Annotated in this window: 19 protein-coding genes; 10 read left to right on the top strand and 9 right to left on the bottom strand. The window is 68.2% G+C overall.

The features are described from left to right. Window positions 1-12: 12 nt before the first annotated feature. The 6 genes from ACAM54_RS08225 to ACAM54_RS08200 are packed head-to-tail and all read left to right on the top strand — an operon-like array spanning window position 13 to window position 6975. Entirely contained in the window at window positions 13-1593 is a 1581-nt protein-coding gene (locus ACAM54_RS08225; RefSeq protein ID WP_209499695.1) for an ABC transporter substrate-binding protein, read from the top strand. A gap of 21 nt (window positions 1594-1614) precedes the next feature. Continuing rightward, window positions 1615-2550, top strand: a complete 936-nt coding sequence (locus tag ACAM54_RS08220; RefSeq protein ID WP_369650406.1) for an ABC transporter permease — start codon at window positions 1615-1617, stop codon at window positions 2548-2550. 26 nt (window positions 2551-2576) lie between these two features. Beyond that, window positions 2577-3467 carry an ABC transporter permease gene (locus ACAM54_RS08215; protein WP_369650405.1) on the top strand — a complete coding sequence of 297 codons (891 nt, stop codon included), beginning with the start codon at window positions 2577-2579 and terminating at the stop codon, window positions 3465-3467. A gap of 8 nt (window positions 3468-3475) precedes the next feature. Further along, complete coding sequence (locus ACAM54_RS08210) at window positions 3476-4504, top strand: ABC transporter ATP-binding protein (RefSeq protein WP_369650404.1); 1029 nt, start codon at window positions 3476-3478, stop codon at window positions 4502-4504. Further along, window positions 4501-5502 carry an ABC transporter ATP-binding protein gene (locus ACAM54_RS08205; protein ID WP_369650403.1) on the top strand — a complete coding sequence of 334 codons (1002 nt, stop codon included), beginning with the start codon at window positions 4501-4503 and terminating at the stop codon, window positions 5500-5502. Before ACAM54_RS08210 ends, ACAM54_RS08205 begins: the two co-directional genes overlap by 4 nt. A gap of 12 nt (window positions 5503-5514) precedes the next feature. Next, window positions 5515-6975 (top strand): amidohydrolase family protein, encoded by a 1461-nt coding sequence (locus ACAM54_RS08200; RefSeq protein ID WP_369650402.1) that lies wholly within the window; start codon window positions 5515-5517, stop codon window positions 6973-6975. Between the two features lie 6 nt (window positions 6976-6981). Here the strand turns inward: ACAM54_RS08200 and ACAM54_RS08195 are convergent, their stop codons facing one another. From ACAM54_RS08195 to ACAM54_RS08175, 5 genes are all read right to left on the bottom strand, one after another. Further along, window positions 6982-7194 (bottom strand): hypothetical protein, encoded by a 213-nt coding sequence (locus ACAM54_RS08195; protein WP_145741681.1) that lies wholly within the window; start codon window positions 7192-7194, stop codon window positions 6982-6984. A 139-nt stretch (window positions 7195-7333) separates the two neighbouring features. After that, a complete protein-coding gene (locus ACAM54_RS08190) occupies window positions 7334-8212 on the bottom strand; it encodes a ZIP family metal transporter (protein WP_369650401.1) in 879 nt (292 codons plus the stop codon). A gap of 105 nt (window positions 8213-8317) precedes the next feature. Next, window positions 8318-9217: a dienelactone hydrolase family protein gene (locus tag ACAM54_RS08185; RefSeq protein ID WP_369650400.1), complete on the bottom strand. Its 900-nt coding sequence runs from the start codon at window positions 9215-9217 to the stop codon at window positions 8318-8320. Between the two features lie 109 nt (window positions 9218-9326). Beyond that, window positions 9327-10064 carry an aspartate/glutamate racemase family protein gene (locus tag ACAM54_RS08180; RefSeq protein ID WP_369650399.1) on the bottom strand — a complete coding sequence of 246 codons (738 nt, stop codon included), beginning with the start codon at window positions 10062-10064 and terminating at the stop codon, window positions 9327-9329. Window positions 10065-10176: 112 nt separating this feature from the next. Beyond that, window positions 10177-11064 carry a transporter substrate-binding domain-containing protein gene (locus ACAM54_RS08175; RefSeq protein ID WP_145741672.1) on the bottom strand — a complete coding sequence of 296 codons (888 nt, stop codon included), beginning with the start codon at window positions 11062-11064 and terminating at the stop codon, window positions 10177-10179. A gap of 234 nt (window positions 11065-11298) precedes the next feature. Here ACAM54_RS08175 and ACAM54_RS08170 point away from each other — a divergent pair, with 234 nt between their 5' ends. Beyond that, the gene (locus ACAM54_RS08170; RefSeq protein WP_369650398.1) at window positions 11299-12519 is read left to right on the top strand and encodes a D-amino acid dehydrogenase; all 1221 of its coding nucleotides are present in this window, start codon (window positions 11299-11301) and stop codon (window positions 12517-12519) included. An 18-nt stretch (window positions 12520-12537) separates the two neighbouring features. Here the strand turns inward: ACAM54_RS08170 and ACAM54_RS08165 are convergent, their stop codons facing one another. From ACAM54_RS08165 to polA, 3 genes are read right to left on the bottom strand one after another with little or no spacing between them, the layout of a single operon-like run. Beyond that, entirely contained in the window at window positions 12538-13440 is a 903-nt protein-coding gene (locus ACAM54_RS08165) for a LysR family transcriptional regulator (RefSeq protein ID WP_124957001.1), read from the bottom strand. Window positions 13441-13447: 7 nt separating this feature from the next. Further along, window positions 13448-14734, bottom strand: a complete 1287-nt coding sequence (locus ACAM54_RS08160; protein WP_369650397.1) for a M20/M25/M40 family metallo-hydrolase — start codon at window positions 14732-14734, stop codon at window positions 13448-13450. A gap of 33 nt (window positions 14735-14767) precedes the next feature. Continuing rightward, a complete protein-coding gene (gene polA, locus ACAM54_RS08155) occupies window positions 14768-17590 on the bottom strand; it encodes a DNA polymerase I (RefSeq protein WP_369650396.1) in 2823 nt (940 codons plus the stop codon). Between the two features lie 97 nt (window positions 17591-17687). On the opposite strand from polA, the gene ACAM54_RS08150 reads away from it, so the two are divergent. The 3 genes from ACAM54_RS08150 to ACAM54_RS08140 are packed head-to-tail and all read left to right on the top strand — an operon-like array spanning window position 17688 to window position 19978. Further along, window positions 17688-18053 (top strand): hypothetical protein, encoded by a 366-nt coding sequence (locus ACAM54_RS08150; protein ID WP_145741663.1) that lies wholly within the window; start codon window positions 17688-17690, stop codon window positions 18051-18053. A 43-nt stretch (window positions 18054-18096) separates the two neighbouring features. Then, window positions 18097-19143 (top strand): homoserine kinase, encoded by a 1047-nt coding sequence (locus ACAM54_RS08145; RefSeq protein ID WP_192325006.1) that lies wholly within the window; start codon window positions 18097-18099, stop codon window positions 19141-19143. 10 nt (window positions 19144-19153) lie between these two features. Beyond that, window positions 19154-19978 (top strand): BPSS1780 family membrane protein, encoded by an 825-nt coding sequence (locus ACAM54_RS08140; RefSeq protein WP_145741659.1) that lies wholly within the window; start codon window positions 19154-19156, stop codon window positions 19976-19978. A 23-nt stretch (window positions 19979-20001) separates the two neighbouring features. Here the strand turns inward: ACAM54_RS08140 and ACAM54_RS08135 are convergent, their stop codons facing one another. After that, complete coding sequence (locus ACAM54_RS08135; protein ID WP_145741657.1) at window positions 20002-22431, bottom strand: UvrD-helicase domain-containing protein; 2430 nt, start codon at window positions 22429-22431, stop codon at window positions 20002-20004. Window positions 22432-22459: the final 28 nt, after the last annotated feature.

Below are 22459 nucleotides of genomic sequence, written 5' to 3'. Positions count from 1 at the left end.
GGAGTACCGACGATGAAACGACGAACGCTTGCAGCCCTTGCCACCCTGGCGCTTTCGGCCGCGTACTTGCCGGCGCTCGCCCAGACGGCGCCGCCCAAGACGCTCAAGGTGGTGGCGCATGCCGACCTGAAGATCCTCGACCCGACCTTCACCACCGCCTACATTTCGCGCAACTTCGGCTACATGGTCTACGACACGCTGTTCGCGCAGGATGCGAACGGCAAGCCGCAGCCGCAGATGGCCGAGAAGTACACCTCCTCCAAGGACGGCAAGCAGTGGAGCTTCACGCTGCGCCCAGGCCTGAAGTTCTCCGACGGCAGCGCCGTGACCTCGGCCGACGCGATTGCCTCGCTGCAGCGCTGGGCCGCACGCGACAGCATCGGCCGCGCCATGGTGGCGGGCGGCGCCGAGTGGAAGGCGGTGGATGCGCGCACCTTCACGCTCACGCTCGCCGAGCCCTTCGGCCTGGTGCTCGAGGGGCTCGCCAAGCCGTCGAGCTTTCCGCCCGTGATCCTGCCCGAGCGGCTCGCGAAGATGCCCGCCACCGCGCCGCTGCCCGAGGTGATCGGCTCCGGCCCCTTCATCTTCAAGCGCGACGAATGGGTGCCTGGCAACAAGACCGTGTTCGTGCGCAACCCCAACTACCTGCCGCGCAGCGAAGCGCCGAGCGGCCTGGCCGGCAGCAAGAAGACCAGCTTCGACCGCGTGGAATGGCTCTACCTGCCCGACGCCAACAGCGCCATCGCGGCGCTCAAGCGCGGCGAGGTCGACCTGGTGGAGCAAGTGCCGCCCGACTACATCGCGCCGCTGCGCACCGACCCGGGCGTGAAGATCGGCTCGGGCGGCACCTACCAGGGCTTCCTGGTGATGAACCACCTGCTGCCGCCCTTCAACAACCCGAAGGTGCGCCAGGCGCTGCTGCAGGCCGTGAGCCAGGAGCGCATCGTCGCGGCCATGGGCTATCCGCTGGACATGCGCATGAGCTACTGCCAGACCTTCTTCATCTGCGGCAGCCCCAACGACACCGCCGCGGGCGCCGAACCCTACCGCAAGGCCGACGTGGCCAAGGCCAAGAAGATGCTCGCGGACGCCGGCTACAAGGGCGAGAAGATCACCATCCTGGTGCCGAGCGACGTCACCTACCTCAACGCCGAGGCGCTGATGGCCGCGCAGACCATGCGCAGCATCGGCATGAACGTCGATGCGCAGACCATGGACTGGGCCTCCATCGGCGCGCGCCGCGCCAAGCGCGATGCGCCCGAGGCCGGCGGCTGGAACATGTACGTCACGGTGGCGGGCGAGTTCGACGTCAACTCCCCCATCACCAACGCCTACCTGAGCGCGGCCTGCGGCAACACCCTGCCCGGCTGGCCCTGCGACAAGACGCTCGACGACCTGCGCAACGCCTGGCTCAAGGAGACCGTGCCGGCCAAGCGCCGCGAGATCCTCGACGCCTTCCAGGCCCGCGCCTACGAAACGGTGCCCTACATCAACGCAGGCCAGTACACGGCCGCGTTTGCCGCGCGCGCGAGCCTCAAGGGCACGGACAAGCTCTGGGCCGGCATGCCGACGGTCTGGATGCTCGACAAGTAAGCGGCATCGCACGGCAGCACCATGGGCTACATCCTCCGACGATTCCTCTCGACGCTGCCCGTGATGGCCGTGGTGGCGGTGGTGGTGTTCCTGCTGATCCACCTGTCGCCGGGCGACCCCGCGGCGCTGATCGCGGGCGACCTGGCCTCGGTCGAGGACATCGAGAAACTGCGCGCCGCGCTCGGCCTCAACCTGCCGCTGTGGCAGCAGTTCGCAATCTGGCTGGGCAAGCTCTTCACGGGCGACCTCGGCACCTCGATCTTCACCCAGGTGCCGGTGGCGCAGCTGCTCGCGCAGCGGCTGGAGCCCACGGTGTCGATCGCGGTGCTGACCATGGCCATCACGCTCGTTCTGGCGGTGCCGCTGGGCACGCTCGCGGCCTACCGCGCGGGCAGCTGGATCGACCGGCTCGTGATGCTGTTCGCGGTGCTCGCGTTCTCGGTGCCGGTGTTCCTGGTGGGCTACCTGCTGATCTACGCCTTCGCGATCCAGCTGCCGTGGTTTCCGGTGCAGGGCTACGCGCGCTTCTCCGACAGCCCCGGCCAATGGCTGCGCGGCCTGGTGCTGCCCTGCGTGAACCTCGCACTGGTGTACATCGCGCTCGTCACGCGCATGACGCGCGCCACCGTGCTCGAGGTGCTGCATGAAGACTACATCCGCACCGCGCGCGCCAAGGGCCTGGGCGTGCTGCCGGTGCTGGGCCATGCGCTGCGCAATGCGGCCATTCCCATCGCCACCACGGTGGGCGTGGGCATCGCGCTCCTGATCGGCGGCGTGGTGGTCACCGAGACGGTGTTCGCCATTCCGGGCGTGGGCCGGCTCGTGATCGATTCGGTGCAGCGCCACGACTATCCCGTGATCCAGAGCGTGCTGCTGTTGTCGGCCGGCGTGTACGTGCTGATCAACCTGCTGATCGATCTGAGCTACCGGCTGTTCGATCCGCGCATCACGTACTAGATGACCCCATGTCCACCGTACTTCCGATGAGTGAAAGCCCCCTGCCCGCGCCGCCCGTTGCCGCGGCCGACGATGCGCCCTTCGTGCCGCCGCGCTGGCGCTGGGTGCGCAAGCATCCGACGCTGATCGTCGGCGGGCTGCTGCTGGTTGCAGTGGCCGCGGTCTCCATCGGCGCGCCCTGGATCGCCACCTTCGATCCGCAGGACATCGACCCGCTCGCGCGCATGCAGCCGCCTTCGGCCGAACACTGGTTCGGCACCGACGCGCTCGGCCGCGACGTGTTCAGCCGCGCCGTGTGGGGCGGGCAGGTGTCGATGATCGTCGGCGCCTCGGTCGCGCTGCTCGCCACCTTCTTCGGCGTGCTGATCGGCCTCATCGCGGGCTTCGTGCGCTGGGCCGACGGGCCGGTGATGCGCGTGATGGACGGGCTCATGGCCATTCCCGGCATCTTGCTCGCCATTGCGCTCATGGCGGTGACGCGCGCCAGCCTCACGACGGTGATCGTCGCCATCACGGTGCCGGAGATTCCGCGCGTGGTGCGGCTGGTGCGCTCGCTCGCGCTCACCCTGCGCGAGCAGCTGTATGTCGAGGCCGCGCATGCGGTCGGCACGCGGCTGCCCGTGATCCTGCTGCGCCACGTGCTGCCCAACATGGTGGCCCCTCTGATCGTGCAGTCGACCTTCGTGGCCGCCGCCGCGGTGCTGACGGAAGCGGCGCTGTCCTTCCTCGGCGTGGGTGTGCCGGCGCAGACGCCCAGCTGGGGCAACATGATGGCCGAGGGCCGCAACTTCGTGGCAGTGGCGTTCCACATCATCCTGTACCCGGGCCTGCTGCTGGCGGCCACGGTGCTGGCGATCAACCTGCTCGGCGACGGCCTGCGCGATGCGCTCGACCCGCGCCTGGCGCGGCAGCTGTGAGGCCCACCATGGCACCGATGTCCCACCTTGCGCTCGCGCCCGGCGAGCCCCTGCTCGAAGTCGACAACCTGCGCACCCATTTCCATACGCTGGCCGGCGTGGTGCGCTCGGTCGATGGCGTGTCGTACACCGTGCGCGCGGGCCGCACGCTCGGCGTGGTCGGCGAATCGGGCTGCGGCAAGAGCGTGACCGCGCTCTCGATCCTGCGGCTGGTGCCGACGCCGCCGGGCCGCCACATGGGCGCCGTGCGCCTGCGCGGCACCGACCTGATGCAGCTCGGCGAACGCGAGATGCGGCAGATCCGCGGCAACCGCATCTCGATGATCTTCCAGGAGCCGATGACCTCGCTGAACCCGGTGCTCACCGTGGGCCGGCAGATCGCCGAGACAGTGCAGCTGCACCAGAAGGCCAGCCGCGCCGAAGCGCTGCAGCGCGCGGTGGAAATGCTGCGCGTGGTGCAGATCCCCGAGCCCGAGCGGCGCGTGAACGAGTACCCGCACCAGCTTTCGGGCGGCATGCGCCAGCGCGTGATGATCGCGCTGGCACTGGCCTGCAACCCCGAGGTGCTGATTGCCGACGAACCCACCACCGCACTCGACGTGACGATCCAGGCGCAGATCCTCGACCTCATCAAGCGGCTGCAGAAGGAGCTGGGCATGGGCGTGGTGATGATCACGCACGACCTCGGCGTGGTGGCCGAGAGCTGCGACCGCGTGGTCGTGATGTATGCCGGCAGGAAGGTCGAAGAGGCCGATGTGATCGACCTGTTCGACCGGCCGCTGCACCCCTACACGCGCGCGCTGATGGCCTCGATGCCGTCGATGAACACCGCGAGCACGCGGCTGGCCGAGATCCCGGGGCTGGTGCCGGCCGCGCACGAGCTGGGCCGCGGCTGCGCCTTTGCGGCGCGCTGCAGCCAGGCGCGCGAACGCTGCCGCGCCGAGGCGCCGCAGCTCACGCTGCAGGGCAACGACCACGTGGTGGCCTGCTTTGCCGTCGAAGAACAATGGGCCGAGGCCGCCGAGGTGAGCGCATGACCACGACGACAACCGCAGCGCCGCTGCTCCAGGTGCGCAACCTGCGCAAGCACTACCTCTCGCCCAAGCGCTGGCTGCGGCCGGCCAGGCCCGCGATCCAGGCGGTCGATGGGGTCTCGTTCTCGGTCGCGCGCGGCGAGACGCTGTCGCTGGTCGGCGAATCGGGCTGCGGCAAGACGACCACCGCCAAGTCGGTGATGCGGCTGGTCGAACCGACCTCGGGCTCGGTGCAGCTCGAGGGCGAGGAGCTGCTGACGCTCTCCGCCAACGAGATGCGGCTGCGCCGGCGCCAGCTGCAGATCATCTTCCAGGACCCGTATGCCTCGCTGAACCCACGCCTGACGGCCGGCGACATCGTGGCCGAGCCCATGCGCAACTTCAGCCATCTTGGCACGGGCACGGCCGCCGAGCGGCGCGAGCGCGTGCAGTGGCTGTTCTCGCGCGTGGGCCTCAGGCCCGAGGCGGCGAAGAAATTCCCGCACGAGTTCTCGGGCGGCCAGCGGCAGCGGCTGGGCATTGCGCGCGCGCTGGCGCTCAACCCCAAGCTGATCGTCTGCGACGAGCCGGTGTCGGCACTCGACGTGTCGGTGCAGGCGCAGGTGGTGAACCTGCTGATGGATCTGCAGGCCGAGTTCGGCATTGCCTACCTGTTCGTCGCGCACGACCTTGCGGTGGTGCGCCACATCAGCCACCGCGTGGCGGTGATGTACCTCGGGCACATCGTCGAGATTGCCGATCGCAACACGCTGTTTTCTGCGCCGCGCCATCCGTACACGGAGATTCTCCTGTCGGCGGTGCCCGTGCCCAATCCGCGCACACCGGCGCGCCGCATGCTGCTGCAGGGCGATCCGCCGAGCCCCGCCAATCCGCCTTCGGGCTGCCGCTTCCACACACGCTGCCCGATGGCGCAGGCCGTGTGCAAGGAAAAAGCGCCCGAGTTGAGCGAGCGGCCTTCGTCTTCCATCGGCGGCCACTGGGTCGCCTGCCACTTCCGCTGAAAGATCCCACCGATGAGCGACAAGACACCCCACTACGACCTGCTGATCCGCGGCGGCACCGTGATCGACGGCACCAAGGCGCCGCGCTTCGATGCCGACGTGGGCATCTCGGGCGGCCGCATCGCGGCCATCGGCAATCTCGCTGGCCACACCGCCGACCAAACGCTCGACGCCACCGGCCGCATCGTCGCGCCCGGCTTCATCGACTCGCACACGCACGACGACCAGGCCGTGCTGTCGCAGGCGCAGATGCCCTTCAAGGTGTCGCAGGGCGTGACCACGGTGGTGGCGGGCAACTGCGGCATCAGCGCCGCGCCGCTGCGCGAAGACATGGAACTGCCGATGCCGCTGAGCCTGCTCGAGACGCCGCCGGAAGACCGGTTCACGACCTTCGCGGCCTACCTCGATGCGCTGCGCACCACGCCCTCGTCGGTGAACGTGGCCGCGATGGTCGGCCACTCGACCTTGCGCGCCGTGACCATGTCCGACCTCGACCGCCCCGCCAACGACAGCGAGATCGCCGCCATGCAGGCGCTGGTCGAGGAAGCCATGCAGGCCGGCGCCATCGGCCTGTCGACCGGCACCTTCTATCCGCCGGCCGTCAAGGCGACGACCGAGGAGATCATCGAGGTCGCCCGCCCGCTCAGTTCGCGCAAGGCGCTCTACGTGACGCACATGCGCGACGAGGCGGATCGCGTGATGGAGTCGCTGGAGGAAACCTTCCACATCGGCCGCGCGCTCGGCATTCCGGTGGTGGTGTCTCACCACAAGGTGCAGAACGCGCAGAACTTCGGCAAGAGCAAGGTGACGCTGCCCTTCATCAAGGAAGCGATGCGCCACCAGTGCATCGGCCTCGACTGCTATCCCTACACCGCGGGTTCCACCATGATCCGCACCGACCGGGGCATGATGGACGGCCGGGTGCTGATCGCGTCGAGCGTGCCGCACCCCGAGTGCGCGGGGCGCGACCTGAAGGACATCGCGGCCGAATGGGGCGTCTCCGGCGAAGAGGCGGCGAAGCGGCTGTCGCCCGGCAGCGCGATCTATTTCATGATGGACGAGGACGACGTGCAGCGCATCCTCGCTTTCGACGACACCATGATCGGCTCCGACGGCATCCCGCTCGGCGAGAAGCCGCATCCGCGCCTCTGGGGCACCTTCCCGCGCGTGCTCGGCCACTACAGCCGCGACGTCGGCCTGTTTCCGCTGGAGACGGCGGTGTGGAAGATGACCGGGCTCACCGCGCGCAACTTCGGGCTGCACGAGCGCGGCACCTTGAAGCCGGGCCACCACGCCGACGTGGTGATCTTCAATGCGGCCACGGTACGCGACACCGCGAACTACGAGACGCCGACACGGGCGGCCGAAGGCATCGATGCAGTGATCGTGAATGGCGCCATCACCTGGCAGCACGGCGCGCACAGCGGTGCGCGCAACGGGCAGGTGATCACGCGGCGCGAAACGGCGGCCTGACGGGGATCAGTCGGGGGCGTTCATCACGCGGTCGAACTCCTCGTCGGCCGGGACGTTGTCGGCGTCGAGTTCGCTCGCATCCGTGAGATCGATGCCCGTTTCCTCCGACAGGTCGTCGGAGATTTCGCTGTCGGTTTCCTCGAAATCGTCGGCTGGCGTGTTGTCGTCGTCTTCGTCGGGCAACGAGGCGGAACGCGCGGTGGCGTCGACGTTGATCATGATCGGCTCCTCAGACTGGATACTGGACTGAACGAACCCCTATAGTGCGCCTGTTTCGGCCGTTCCGCTTCACCTGAGGCGCGGCGTCGGTGTCGGAAAGTTTCTCGCCCGGCGCCGCCTGACTTGCCGGGCCCCGCCTTCAGTCCTTGTGGACGTGGCCGTGTTCCCCATGGCCCTCGTCATGGCCGTGGTCGCCATGGCCATGCTCGCCGTGGGCCAGCCGGCTCACCAGCGAAACCAGCGCAATGCCCACCACCAGCCACACGATCTGCGCCGCGGTCTGCCGCGCGGGCAACCGCTTCTGCAGCTGGGGAATCAGGTCGGCCAGCGCCACGTAGACGAAGCTGCTGCTGGCCAGCACCAGGAAGTACGGCAGCCAGCCGTGCAGCTGGTCGACCAGCCACCATCCCACGATGCCCCCGAGCATGGTCATGGTGCCGGCCAGCGACACCTTGACGAGCGCCGCACGCTGGTTGGCCGAGCTCTGGCGCAGCACGACCAGGTCGCCGATGTGGTGCGGCACCTCGTGCGCGAGCACGGCCACGGCCGCCACCAGGCCCAGGCGGATGTCCGCGATGAAGGCCGACGCAATCAGGATGCCGTCGCCGAAGCAGTGCACGCTGTCGCCGGTGAGCACCGCCCAGCCGCCGCCCATGCGGGGCGCGTGGGCATGCGCATGGCCGTGATCGTGGCCGTGATCGTGGGCATGGCCGTGATCGCCGTGATGGTGCTCGTGCCCGTGGTGCCAGAGCTCGGCCTTGTCGAGCAGGAAGAAGAACACCAGGCCGAACAGCAGCACGCCGAACAGCAGCGCGGGCTCGATGCGGCTCTCGAAGGCTTCGGGCAAGAGGTGCATGAATGCGGTGGCCAGCAGCGCGCCCGCGGCCAGGCTCAGCAGGTGCTGCGAATTCACGCCGCCCGAACCGTTGCGAACGCCCACGCGCAAGAGCAATGCGGCCAGCCACACGCTTCCGATGCCGGCAACCAGGGTCGCCACGATGATCACTATCAAATTCATAGCTGCTTGCGCAATGTCGATGGGCATTGATGCCCGATACCGTTCATAAAAAGAGAAAGGCCGTCACGGGGACGGCCTTCGGCGGTGGATGGCTACAGGCTGTCGTCAGGCGACGCCATTGGCTTTGAACCAGGCCGTGGCGCGCTGCCATCCGTCTTCGGCCGCGCTCTTCACGTAGCTCGGGCGGTAGTCGGCATGGAACGCGTGGCCTGCTTCGGGATACACGACGAAGCTCGAAGCCTTGGCCGCCGGGGTTCCGGTGGCCAGGGCCGCCTTCATCTTATCAACCGTGTCAAGGGGGATGCCCTGGTCCTTGCCTCCGTAGAGCCCGAGCACGGGCGCCTGCAGGCTGGCCGCGATGTCGATCGGGTGCCTGGGCGTGAGTTCGCTCGGCTGGCCAACCAGCCGGCCGTACCAGGCCACGCCGGCCTTGATCTTGCCGGTGGCGGCATAGAGCCACACGATGCGCCCGCCCCAGCAGAAGCCGGTGATGCCGGCCTTGGCCACGTTGCCGCCATTGGCCGATGCATACGAAAGTGCACCATCGAGGTCGGCCAGCACCTGCGCATCGGGCACCTTGCTCACGATGTCGGCCTGCAGTTTCGGGATGTCGGTATAGCCGCGCGGATTGCCCTGCCGCGCATAGAGTTCGGGCGCGATCGCCAGGTAGCCGAGCTGGGCGAAGCGGCGGCAGGTGTCGGCGATGTATTCGTGCACGCCGAAGATTTCCTGCACCACCAGGACCACGGGCAGGCCGGTCTCGCCGGCCGGCGCGGCCGCATAGGCCGGCACCTCGAAGCCATTGACGGTGTACTTGACGGGGCCGGCCTTCAGGCCTTCGGCCGAGGTGCTGATGGCGGTCTGCGCCGTGACCGGCATGACCGCGGCCGCGTAGCCCACGCCAATGGCGGCCTTGAGCGCGGTGCGCCGCGTGGCACCCTGCTCTGTGCTCTGGCCGGGGCGAAGCGAATCGAAATCGGAACGGCTGTCGTCGCGAAGGGACATGGGTAGGGCTCCAGTTGAATCGTCGGACAAGGAGGGCATGCGCGAAAAACGCACGCCGCAATGTAGGCGAAACCAGCCCGGCCCGTCTGCCGGCAGGGTTGCTGCCGGACTAGTCGCGGTAGGCGCGGCGCGCCAGTGCGGCGGCCAGTACCTGCGCCGGGTCGACCAGGTCCAGCCCGGCCACGGCGGCCGAGCCCTGGAGCCCGAGCGGAACCTCGGTGCAGCCCATGATGATGGTGACCGGCCCGTGGCGCTGCGCGAGCTGCAGCGCCACCTGCGAAAAGCAGGCCTCGGCGAGCTGCATGTTGCCGGCCTTGACCCCGTCGAAGATGCCGCGCGTGATGATGCGGCGCTCTTCGGCCAGCGGCACATGGCAGTCGAGCCCTGCCTCGGCCAGCGCCTGTTCGTAGAGCCGCACGCGGTAGGTGCCTTCGGTGGCCATCAGCGCCACGCTGCCCGTGCCCTGCGCGGCCAGATGCCGCGCCACCTCGCGCGCCATGTGCAGCAGCTCGATCTGCGGAAAGCGCTCCTGCAGCCGGGCATGCCAGGCATGCGCAGTGTTGCAGGCAATGGCCACGGCTTGGCTGCCCAGCGCGGCCAGGCGCCCGAGCGCCTGCAGCATCGGCTCGAGCGGCTGGTGTGCGCCGTTTTCGGCCGAGCCCAGCGCGTCGGTGCGGTCAGGCACCGGCACCTGCGCGAGCCAGTGCTCCGGAAAGGACTGGTCCCGCACCGGCTCCCCGCGCGCGCGCATCTGCTGTGCGCAGGCCTGCACGAACAGCCGCACGAAGTCGGCCCCCGCCGCAGGGCCCATGCCGCCCAGGATGCCAACTACGTTCGTGGAAGCCATGATCTTTCTCTGTTTCAGGAATACCGCGGAACCGGCTTTGCCGGGCCGCGGGTATTGCCCCCGGTAGGGGGTGGGCGAAGCGACACGAAGTGCGCGCAGCCTGGGGGCGAGCTCAAGTAGCTGGCTTGTCCGAAGGCGCCTTGATGTTGTCCTTGAGCTGCTGGCTCATGGGCAGGTTCAGCGGCACGTTCTTCGGCGGGATCGGCGACATGAACCACTTGGTGTAGAGCTTCTCGAACTCGCCGCTCTTCATCATGCCAATGAAGGTGTCGTCCACCAGCTTCTTGAAGGCCGGATCGTCCTTGGGCAGCATGCAGGCATAGGGCTCGACCTGCAGCGCCTCGCCCACCACCTCGTAGTCGGCCGGGTTCTTGGCGTTGGCGATCAGGCCGTACAGCAGGATGTCGTCCATGGCAAACGCCATGGCGCGGTCGCTTTCCACGAGCAGGAAGGCATCGGCGTGGTCCTTGCCGAGCACGATGTCCATGTCGAGGTTCTTCTCGGTGTTGTACTTGCGCATGACCAGCGCATTGGTGGTGCCGGTGGTGCTGGCCACCGTCTTCTTGGCGAGGTCGGCGTAGTCCTTGATCTTCGAGGACTTCTTCACCAGCAGGCGCGTGCCCGTGTAGAAATGGTTGACGGCAAAGGCCACGTCCTTGCCGCGCGCGCTGTTGTTGGTGGTGGAGCCGCACTCCAGGTCGATGGTGCCGTTGGTGATGAGCGGAATGCGGTTCTGCGAGGTCACCGGCATCAGCTGCACCTGCAGGCTGGGCTTGTTGAGCTTCTTCTTCACCGCCTCGACCACGGCGTTGGAGAGTTCGACCGAGAAACCGATCGGCTTGTTGGGGCCGTCCAGGTAGCTGAAGGGCACCGACGACTCGCGGTAGGCGAGCGTGATCTTGCCGGTCTCGGCGATCTTGGCCAGCGTGTCGGCGGCCTGGACGCCGGTGGCGGTAAGCAGCACCACGGCAGCGGCGGCCATCAATGCGGAGAGTTTCATGCGAGCCTTCTTCAGGTTGGTTGAACAGAGCGGCCAGTGTAAGAAGGAGTGACACAGCGCGACAATTCCAATTGAACCCTAGGCCATACCCAAAGGTTATGGGTTAGGCAAAGCCGGGCGGCAAGGCATGCGCTTTGGCTATGGGCCACCACGCTTTTGGCATTTCCGGCCGGCGCGGCGTGCACCTACAGTCGATGCCGTCCCCTCTTCACTCCCTCCCGGAAAGTTGCCTTCATGCATGTGTGTGTGCTGGGCGCCGGCATCGTGGGCCTGGCCACCGCCTGGCAGCTCGAACGCCGGGGCCACCAGGTCACGGTCGTCGACCGCGCAGCCCCCGGTGCGGGCGCCAGCGGCGGCAACGGCGCGCAGCTCAGCTACTCGTACGTGCAGCCGCTGGCCGACCCGTCGATCTGGAAGCAGTTGCCCAAGCTGCTGCTCTCGCCCTCGTCGCCGCTCAAGCTGCGGCCCCAGCTCGATCCGCTGCAGTGGCGCTGGGGGCTGGCCTTCATGGCCGCCTGCAATGCGCAGACCTCGCGCAGCACCACCGCGCAATTGCTCGCGCTGGCCGCGCTGAGCCGCACCGGCTTCGAGGAAATGCAAGCCGACGTGGCACCCGACTGCGACTTTTCCGCCACCGGCAAGCTGGTGCTGTACGCCAGCGCGGCCTCGCTCGACGGGGCGCGCGCGCAGCTCGAACTGCAGCGCACCATGGGCAGCGCGCAGCGCATCGTCTCGCCCGACGAGTGCGTGGCCATCGAGCCCGCGCTCGCGGGCTACCGCGGCCAGATGGCGGGCGCGGTCTACACGCCGAGCGAATGCGCGGCCGACTGCCTCAAGGTCTGCGCCGAACTGCAGCGGGTGCTCGGCGCACGCGGCGTGCGCTTTCTGCTCGGCACCGACGTGCATGGCTTCGCACGCAGCAACGGCCAGGTGGCGGCAGTGAACACCAGCGCCGGCGGCATCGAGGCCGATGCCTTCGTGATGGCGCTGGGCTCGGCCTCGCACCGGCTCGGGCGCGCGCTGGGCGCCTACCTGCCGGTGTATCCGCTCAAGGGCTACAGCATCACGGTGGAGGTCGATCCTTCGCCGGGCGCCGCACCCACGGTGAACGTGACCGACAGCGCCCGCAAGGTGGTGTTCGCGCGCATCGGCTCGCGGCTGCGCGTGGCGGGCATGGCGGAACTGGTGGGGCACGATGCGAGCATTCCGGCCACGCGCATCGAGACGCTGGCCGCGGCCACGCGCGCCGTGTTCCCGCATGCAAGCCGGCTCGAGGAACTGCATCCGTGGACCGGCATGCGGCCGGCCACGCCCAAGGGGCTGCCGATCATCGGCCGGCTGCCGAGCGCGCCGGCCAACATGCTGTTCAACACCGGGCATGGCGCGCTGGGCTTCACGCTGGCCTTCGGCTCGGCGCAGCGGATTGCCGAGGCGCTGGAGTCCGCGGACTCCTGAGTTTCCCCGCTGCGGCCCTCAGGCCGCCTGTTCGATTGCCTCGCGCATGCAGCGCGTGATGCCGCGCACCGCCACCGAATCGGGCTTCCCCGCAAAACGCAAGGCGCGCACCGGCACCGGGATGTGCGGCTCCAGCGCGAGCACGTCGACCTTGGCGGCGTCCGCCGAGCGGGCCGTGCAGCCGTCGACCAGCGCCACGCCGAGGCCGTGGTGCGCCATCGACAGCGCCGCGTGGTAGGTCTGCACCGTGACCACCGCCTGCTGGAAGCCGACGCCCGCCTGGCGGCAGGCCTGGCTCAGGCTGGTGCCCACCGGGTCGCGGCTGTCCAGGCCGATCACCGGCCGGTCGACCAGGTCGTGCAGTGCCACCGAGCCGTTGCGCACCAGCGCGCGCGGCAGCATGCCCTTGGGCGCGATGCACACCATGCGCGTGTCGGCCAGCGTCTCCTGCGTGAGCGAGGGATGCACCGCGGGGCTGAAGACAAAGCCCACGTCGGCCTCCTGCAGCAGCAGCGCCGACATGATCTGCGGCGAATGCAGCGACTCCACCGTGATCGCATAACCCGGATGCTTCTCGCGGAAGGCCTTGAGCGCGCGCGGCAGCACCTCGTAGCTCAGCGCCAGCACGCTCAGGATGCGCAGCTCGCCGGTGTCGCTGCCCGCCCGCAGGTTGGCCGCAAGGCGCTGCACCTCGTCGAGCTGCGCGAACAGCCGCTCGATGTGCGGATAGAGCGTGAGCGCCTCGGTGGTCGGCGTGAGCCGGCCCTTGGCGCGCTGGAACAGCGGAAAGCCCAGTTGCAGCTCGGCATGCTGCAAGGTGCGGCTCACGGCCGGCTGCGTGATGTTGATGAGCCGCGCCGCCGCGCTCACGCTGCCCGTGAGCATGATCGCGTTGAAGACCTCGATGTGGCGCAGGCGCATGGCCGGCTCAGTTGCCTGCGACCTTGCTGCGCGAGAGGTCCATCACCATGCGGGTTGCAAGATAGAGCCTCGGCTCGATGGAGTCGACCAGCACGTACTCGGCATCGGCCGAATGCGCGCCGAAGCCCTGCAGGCCGAAGCGCTCGACCACCGGCGCCTTGGTCTTGAGCGCGGCAAAGGCGGCATCGGTGCCGCCGCCGGCCACCTTGTCGTCGGCGCCCAGCGGCCGGCCGAGCTCGTCCTTGTAGATCTGCTGCGCGTGCTTCGCAAGCGCCAGCGAGGCATCGGTGGCTTCGAGCGGCGGACGGCGGCGCTCGAACTTCATCACGACCTTGGCCTCCGGGATCAGCTGCTTCTTCACGCGCTCCTGCACCTGCTGCTCGATGCGGTCGTAGTCGCTCACCTTGAGCACGCGCACGTCGGCGCCCGCGGTGGCGCTGGCCGGAATCACGTTGCGGTTGCTGCCCGAGCGCGAGATGGTCCAGTTCATCTTGAGGCCGGTGGCGGGGTCGGACAGGTCGCGCATCTGCAGGATCTGGTGCGACAGCTCGTAGAGCGCATTCACGCCCAGCTCCGGCGCCGACCCCGCGTGCGAGGCCTTGCCCGTGACGTTCAGCGTGACCGAGGCGATGCCCGCGGTAGCCAGCGAGAGCTTGTCTTCCTTGACCGAGGCGCCCTCGAACGACAGCACCGCATCGTGCTCGCCGCCCAGCCGCGTGATGAGCGCGCGCGAACCCGGCGAGCTGATTTCCTCGTCGCCGTTGATCAGCACCGTGAGCGTGCCGTAGTCCTTGAACTTCAGCGCCTGCAGCATCGCCACCGTGTGCGTGATGACGGCCACGCCCTGCTTGTCGTCGGCAATGCCCAGGCCATAGGCCTTGTCGCCTTCGACGCGGAACGGCTGCTTGTCGAGCATGCCCACGGTGTAGACCGTGTCCATGTGCGCGATCAACATGATCTTCTTCTTGCCCGTGCCCTTGAAGGTGGCGCGCACCGCCCGGCCGATCTTCTCGGGCGTGTCTTCCATGCGGTAGGCCTCGGCGCTGGTGTCGACCAGCTCGACCTCGCCGCCCATGGCCTTGAACTTTGCGGCGATGAGCTCGGAGATCTTCTCGAGGCCTTCGAGGTCGCGGCTGCCGGATTCGATGGAGACCAGCTCCTTCAGCGTCTCGAGCAGCGCGGGCTTTTCCTTGGCGGCCAGCGAGGCGATGCTGGCATCGGGCGCGGCAAACGCGGTGCCAAGGCATGCGGCGCAAACGGCGGCGAGCAAGAATTTGCGGGGCTGGAATGTCATGTGCGTGCTTCTTCTTTCTTCAGTGGGTGGGGATCAGTGCGCCTTGTCCCAGTTGGGACCGATGCCGATCTCGGCCAGGAGCGGCACCTTGAGCTCGGCCACGCCGGCCATCAGGCGCGGGATTTCGGTGCGCACCCATTCGATCTCGGCTTCGGGCACCTCGAACACCAGTTCGTCGTGCACCTGCATGATCATGCGGGTGGCGCGCTTCTCCTCGTCAAGCACGTTCTGTACCTTGATCATGCTGAGCTTGATCAGGTCGGCCGCCGTGCCCTGCATCGGCGCGTTGATGGCGGCGCGCTCGGCACCGCCGCGGCGCGGGCCGTTGGGCGAATTGATCTCGGGCAGGTAGAGGCGCCGGCCGAACACGGTCTCCACATAGCCCTTCTCCTTGGCCAGCGCCTTGGTCTCGTCCATGTACGCCTTCACGCCCGGATAGCGCGCAAAGTAGCGGTCGATGTAGGAGGCCGCGGCCTTGGTCTCGATGCCCAGGTTGCGCGCCAGGCCGAAGCTGCTCATGCCGTAGATGAGTCCGAAGTTGATCACCTTGGCATAGCGGCGCTGCTCGCTCGACACCTGGTCGGGCGTGGCGCCGAACACCTCCGCCGCGGTGGCGCGGTGCACGTCGATGCCTTCCCTGAAGGCGCGCAGCAACGATTCGTCGCCGCTGATGTGGGCCATGATGCGCAGCTCGATCTGCGAGTAGTCGGCGCTCGCGATCACGCTGCCGGGCGGCGCAATGAAGGCCTCGCGCACGCGGCGGCCTTCGGGCGTGCGGATCGGGATGTTCTGCAGGTTGGGATCGTTGCTCGACAGCCGCCCCGTGACCGCCACCGCCTGCGCATAGTGCGTGTGGACGCGGCCGGTGCGCGGGTTGGCGAGCTGGCCCAGCTTGTCGGTGTAGGTGCCCTTGAGCTTGGACAGGCCGCGGTGCTCGAGGATCTTGGCCGGCAGCGGATAGTCCTCGGCCAGCTTCTCGAGCACTTCCTCGTCGGTGCTGGGTGCGCCGCTCGGCGTCTTCTTGACCACCGGCAGGCCCAGCTTGGTGAAGAAGATCTCGCCGATCTGCTTGGGCGAGCCCAGGTTGAAGGGCTGGCCGGCGATCTCGTAAGCCTCCTGCTCGAGCGCCATGATGCGCGTGCCGAGTTCGTGGCTCTGCGCGGCCAGCGTGGGTGCATCGATCAGCACGCCGTTGCGCTCGACGCGGTAGAGCGCCTCGCTCGAATCCATCTCGAGCTGGTAGATGAAGCGCAGCTTCTCGTCGCGCTCGATCTGCGGCCACAGCGCCAGGTGCACGTCGAGCGTCTGGTCGCTGTCCTCGCACGAATATTCGGCGGCCTTGGCGATGTCGACCTGGCTGAACGGGATCTGGTGCGCGCCCTTGCCGCACAGGTCTTCGTACGAGATGCCGCTGCGGCCCAGGTGCCGTTCGGCCAGGCTCGCGAGCCCATGCGGCCGGTGCGCCTCGAGCACGTAGCTCTGCAGCATGGTGTCGTGCGCATAGCCCTGCACCTCGATGCCGTGGTTGGCGAACACATGGCGGTCGTACTTGATGTGCTGGCCGAGCTTCTTCTTCGCGGGGTTTTCGAGCCAGGGCTTGAGCCTCGCGAGCACCTCGTCGATGGGCAACTGCGCGGGCGCGTCGGGATAGTTGTGCGCGAGCGGAACGTAGGCCGCCGCGCCGGGCTCGATGCTGAAGCTCACGCCGACGATGCGCGCGACCATTTCGTCGAGCGAGGTGGTCTCGGTGTCGATGGCGGCCAGCTCGGCGGCCTCGAGCTTGGCGAGCCAGGCATCGAACTGCTCCCAGGTGGTGATCGTCTCGTACTTGAGGTTGCTCGCGGGCGCAGCGGCCTCCAGCGCGCCGAGCTCGGCCGATTCGTCGAACAGGCCGCCCTGGTCGGCGCTCGCGGCGGCGCCCCGGGCCAACTGCTTCTTGATGTTCTCTTCGATCAGCTCGGGCGGCACTTCCAGCGCCTCGAGGGACTTGACCAGGCTCTTGAAGCCGAACCTCTCGTAGAAGGGCTTGAGCTCCGCGGTCTGCGGTGCACCCACCGGCAGGCCTTCGAGCGAAGGCAGGCCGGCCACGTGCGCGGCCAGGTCGCAATCGGTGCGGATGGTGACGAGCTGACGGCTCAGCGGGAGCTTGTCCAGGGCCTTGCGCAGGTTTTCACCAGCCTGGCCTTTCACCTCGGCGGCGCGTTCAATCAGCGCGTCGAGCGAGCCGTATTCGAGCAGCCACTTGGCAGCAGTCTTCGGGCCGACCTTCTCGACGCCGGGCACGTTGTCGACGGCATCGCCCACCAGCGTCTGGTAGTCGATCATCAAGGTGGGCGGCACGCCGAATTCCGCCGTGACCCCCGCCACGTCGCGCTTCTTGCCGTTCATCGTGTCGATGATCGTGATGTGCTCGTCCACCAGCTGGCTCAGGTCCTTGTCGCCGCTCGACACGATGACTTCGACGCCCTGCTGCGCCGCCGTCTTGGCGAGCGTGCCGATCACGTCGTCGGCCTCGATGTCGGGCACGCAGAGCACCGGCCAGCCCATCAGCTTGACCACCTGGTGGATGGGGTCGATCTGGCTGCGCAGGTCGTCGGGCATGGGAGAGCGGTTGGCCTTGTACTCGGGGTACAGGTCGTCGCGGAAGGTCTTGCCGGGCGCATCGAAGACGCAGGCCGCATAGTCGGCGCGCACCTCGCGGCGCAGCGCCGTCATCATGTTGATCATTCCGCGGATGGCGCCGGTCGCCGGGCTCTTCGGGTCGCCGGGCACGGCCCGCAGGTCGGGCATGGCATGGAAGGCGCGGTAGAGATAGCTCGAGCCATCGACGAGCAGCAGCGTTTTCTTGTCGGTCATCGGGCCATTTTGCCGTGCCCGGACCGGCATCCCGAACCACGCCGGCAAGCGCCGCCGGCCGACACCCCGAAAGCGCCCCCGCGCCTACAATCCCTGCATGCCTAGCCCCACACTCCTGGTCGCCCGCCGCATCCTGCTGGCGCTGGCCTTTGCCGTCCCCGTTGCCGCCGTCCAGGCGCAGCCCGCGCCCGCCGCAACGCCTGCGCCGGCCGAGCCGCTACAAAATCAGGAGCAGGCCGACGGCCGCCGCAACCAGAAGGTCGAGCACATCCACACGGAAGACAGCGGCGCCTCAGTCGACGAGGTGCGCTACGGCGGCCGCACGCAGAGCATCAACGTGAAGCCCAAGGCCAACGTGCCGGGCTACGAGGTGCGGCCCAACGATCCAGGCGCCCGTGCGGGTTCGGGCGATGCCAACTCGAACGGCAACGGCGCCCGGGTCTGGAACGTGATGAAGTTCTGACCGTGCCGCGCCTTCCATCTGCAGCAAGACGCTGAGCATCGCCATGGCAGTTTTTACCGAAGTCGAGTTCGGCGAGGCGGACGCGCTCGTGCAGCGCCTGGGTCTCGGCCCCCTGCGCGAGCTGCGCGGCATCGAGGGCGGCATCGAGAACACCAACTACTTCGCGACCACCGAAAGCGGCGAGTTCGTGCTGACGCTGTTCGAGCGCCTGAGTGCCGAGCAGCTCCCCTACTACCTTTGTCTCATGAAGCACCTGGCGGGCCGCGGCCTGCCGGTGCCCGAGCCGGTGGCCGACCCGGCCATCCAGCCGCCGTCGGGCCATGCGCTCACCATTCCCGCGAACGCCCCGTGCGAACTGCTGCTCCAGGTGGCGGGCAAGCCGGCCGCGCTGGTGCAGCGGCTCTCGGGCCGAAGCGAACTGGCGCCGGGCACGGCCCATTGCGCCGAACTGGGCGCCCTGCTCGCGCGCATGCACCTGGCCGCGCGCGACTTTCCGCGCATCCAGCCGAACCTGCGCGGCCTCGCCTGGTGGAACGACACCGTGCCGGTGGTGCTGCCGTACGTCGACGAATCGCAGGCCGCGCTGCTGCGCGCCGAGCTCGCCTACCAGAACCACATCGCCGAATCCTCGGCCTATGCGGCGCTGCCGCGCGGCCCGGTGCATGCCGACATGTTCCGCGACAACGTGATGTTCGCCACCGGCGAGACGGCCGGCACGGCGCCGCGCCTCACCGGCGTGTTCGACTTCTATTTCGCGGGCACCGACACCTGGCTGTTCGACCTGGCCGTGTGCCTGAACGACTGGGCCGTCGATCTCTCGACCGGACGGCACGATGCCGAACGCGCCGACGCGCTGCTTGCGGCCTACGAAAGCGTGCGCCCGCTGAATGCGGCAGAGCGCGCCCTGCTGCCCGCCATGCTGCGGGCCGCAGCGCTGCGCTTCTGGATTTCTCGGCTGTGGGACTTCCACCTGCCGCGCGAAGCCAGCATGCTCAAGCCGCACGACCCGGCGCACTTCGAGCGCGTGCTGCGCGAGCGCGCCAACCATCCGCATGCCATGGCGCAGTCGCTCGAGCCGCTGCCCGCCTGACCCTTCAAAAATGAAACTCCACATCGTGCCGGCGCGAACCGGCGCCGAATGGGTCCGCCTCGGGCTCAAGACCTTCTGGCGGCAGCCGCTCGCCTTCATCTCGCTGTTCTTCCTGCTGATGGCGCTGATTTCGACGGTGTCGCTGCTGCCGCTGGTGGGCAGCGTGCTGGCGCCGGTCCTGCTGCCCTTCATGACGCTGGGCCTGATGGTGGCCACTTCGGTGGCCTACACCGACAACGCAGAGGGCGTCGGCACCGCCGGCCACGCGCAGCGGCCCACCGGCTCCGCCATGTTCGTGGCGGTGGCCGGCGCCATGCGCACCGAGTGGCGCTCGCTGGTCAAGCTCGGCGTGATCTCGGCGGCGTATTTCGTGGTGGCCGTGCTGCTCACGAGCTTCATCGACGGCGGCCAGCTGGCACGCGCCTACCTGCTCGACGACATGCCGTCAGCCGAGACCATGGCCAGCAGCGACTTCCAGGTGGCGCGCATGTTCCTGATGTGCTTGAACCTGCCGCTCTCGCTGGCGATGTGGCACGCCCCGGCGCTCGTGCACTGGCACGGCGTGGAGCCGGTCAAGAGCATCTTCTTCAGCGTGGTGGCGCTGTTCCGCAACTTCGGCGCCTACGCTCTCTTCGTGCTGGCGTGGTTCGGCGTGTTCCTGCTCGCGGGCATCGGCATGGGGCTCATCGCCACCGTGCTGATCGGCGTGGGCGCGGCGGCCGGCGGCGCGGCCCTCATCGGCAACGTGCTGATCGTGGGATCGGCGCTGGTGCTCGCGGCCATGTCGCTGAGCTCCACCTGGTTCACCTTCCGCGACAGCTTCGATCCGGGCTGATCGGCCTCAGGGCCGGCGCCCGTTCACACCGGCGTGAGCTTGGCTACCGACAGCGCGAGCCACTTCACGCCGTGGCGCGCGAACTTGACCTGCGCGCGCGCGTCGTCGCCGGTGCCTTCGAGCGACAGCACCGTGCCTTCGCCGAACTTGTTGTGGAACACCTGCATGCCCGAGCGCAGGCCGTGCGAGGGCGCGGCCTTCTGCGGCGGCACCGGCGGGCTCGCGAAAGTGTCCTTGCTGCCGCCGTAGCCGCCTCCGCTGCTGTAGCTGCCGCCGCCGCCGCGCGTGCTCGCATAGCCGCCGCCATAGCCGAAGGCCGAGGGCGTGAAGGCCTGGTTCTTCGGCGTGAGCCACTTGAGCGCGCCTTCGGGCAGCTCCTCGAAGAAGCGGCTCTTCACGTTGTAGCGCGTCTGGCCGTGCAGCATGCGCGTCTGCGAATGGCTCAGGTAGAGGCGCTTGCGCGCGCGCGTGATCGCCACGTACATCAGGCGGCGCTCTTCCTCGAGGCTCTCGAAATCGCTCATCGAGTTCTCGTGCGGGAACAGGCCCTCTTCCATGCCGGTGATGAACACGCAGTCGAACTCCAGGCCCTTGGCGGCGTGAACGGTCATGAGCTGCACCGCGTCCTGCCCGGCCTGCGCCTGGTTGTCGCCCGATTCGAGCGCCGCATGCGTGAGGAAGGCGGCCAGCGGGCTCAGCGTTTCGCCGGTTTCGGCATCGGGCGCGAGCGGCTCGTCGATGACGGGCCGGTTCGGATCGAGCCCCTGGCTCGCGGGCGACTGGCGCAGTTCGTCGATGGGCAGCGCCACCGCATCGCGGCCGAAGCCTTCCTGCGTGACGAAGCTCTCGGCCGCGTTCACCAGTTCTTCCAGGTTCTCGATGCGGTCGGCGCCTTCGCGGTCGGCCTTGTAGTGTTCGACGAGGCCGCTGTGGTCGAGCACCAGTTCGATGATCTCGCGCAGGCTGGCGCCCTGCGTCTGCTCGCGCAGCACGTCGATCTTGGCGACGAAGGCCGTGAGGTTCGAGCCCGCCTTGCCGCCGACGGCATGCACCGCGTCATGCAGCGAACGCCCTGCCGTGCGCGCCGCGTCCTGCAATTGCTCCAGCGTGCGCGCGCCGATGCCGCGCGGCGGAAAGTTGACGACGCGCAGGAAGCTGGTGTCGTCGTCCTTGTTCTCGAGCAGGCGCAGGTAGGCCAGCGCGTGCTTGATTTCGGCGCGCTCGAAGAAGCGCAGGCCGCCGTACACGCGGTACGGCACTGAGGCATTGAAGAGCGCCGTTTCGATCACCCGGCTCTGCGCATTGCTGCGGTAGAGCACGGCCATTTCCTTGCGGTCGAAGCCGTCGCGCACGAGCTGGCGCATTTCCTCGACCATCCACTGCGCCTCGGCCAGGTCGGTGGGCGACTCGTACACGCGCACCGGCTCGCCGGGGCCCTGGTCGGTGCGCAGGTTCTTGCCCAGGCGCTTCTTGTTGTGGCTGATGAGCTCGTTGGCCGAGTCGAGGATGTTGCTGTAGCTGCGGTAGTTCTGCTCCAGCTTGATCTGGTGCTGCACGTCGAACTCGCGCACGAAGTCGGCCATGTTGCCCACGCGCGCGCCGCGGAAGGCGTAGATGCTCTGGTCGTCGTCGCCCACGGCGATCACGCTGTTGTTCTGGCCCGGCACGAACTGGCCTCCCGCCGCGGTGCTGCCCGAGATCATCTTGATCCACGCGTACTGCAGGCGGTTGGTGTCCTGGAACTCGTCGATCAGGATGTGGCGGAAGCGCCGCTGGTAGTGCTCGCGCACCGCGTCGTTGTCGCGCAGGAGTTCGTAGCTGCGCAGCATGAGTTCGCCGAAGTCGACCACGCCTTCGCGCTGGCACTGCTCTTCATAGAGCTGGTAGAGCTCGACCTTCTTGCGGTCGTCCTCGGTGCGGATCTCCACGTCCTTCGGGCGCAGGCCGTCTTCCTTGGCGCCGGCAATGAACCACTGGGTCTGCTTGGCCGGAAAGCGCTCGTCGTCGACGTTGAACTGCTTCATCAGCCGCTTGATGGCCGAGAGCTGGTCCTGCGTGTCGAGGATCTGGAAGGTGGAAGGCAGGTTGGCCAGCTTCCAGTGCGCGCGCAGGAAGCGGTTGCACAGGCCGTGGAAGGTGCCGATCCACATGCCGCGCACATTCACGGGCAGCATCGCCGTGAGCCGCGTCATCATTTCCTTGGCGGCCTTGTTGGTGAAGGTCACGGCCAGGATGCCGCCGGCGGAGACCTGGCCGGTCTGCAGCAGCCAGGCGATGCGGGTGGTCAGCACCCGCGTCTTGCCCGAGCCGGCGCCGGCAAGGATCAGGGCATTGCCCGCAGGCAGGGTGACCGCGGCGCGCTGCTCCGGGTTGAGGTTGGCGAGCAGGGGCGAATCGGCCGCTGGGGAGGGGGGTGCGCCGGCAGTGGCGTCGTACGAGCCGAAAAGAGACATCCCGGCATTGTAGGAAGCCGGGGCGTCC

It is taken from the genome of Variovorax sp. V93 (genome assembly GCF_041154485.1).
GTDB lineage: Bacteria > Pseudomonadota > Gammaproteobacteria > Burkholderiales > Burkholderiaceae_C > Variovorax > Variovorax beijingensis_A.
Note: the sequence above shows the minus strand (reverse complement) of the source record. Positions and strands in the feature narration are given on the sequence as shown.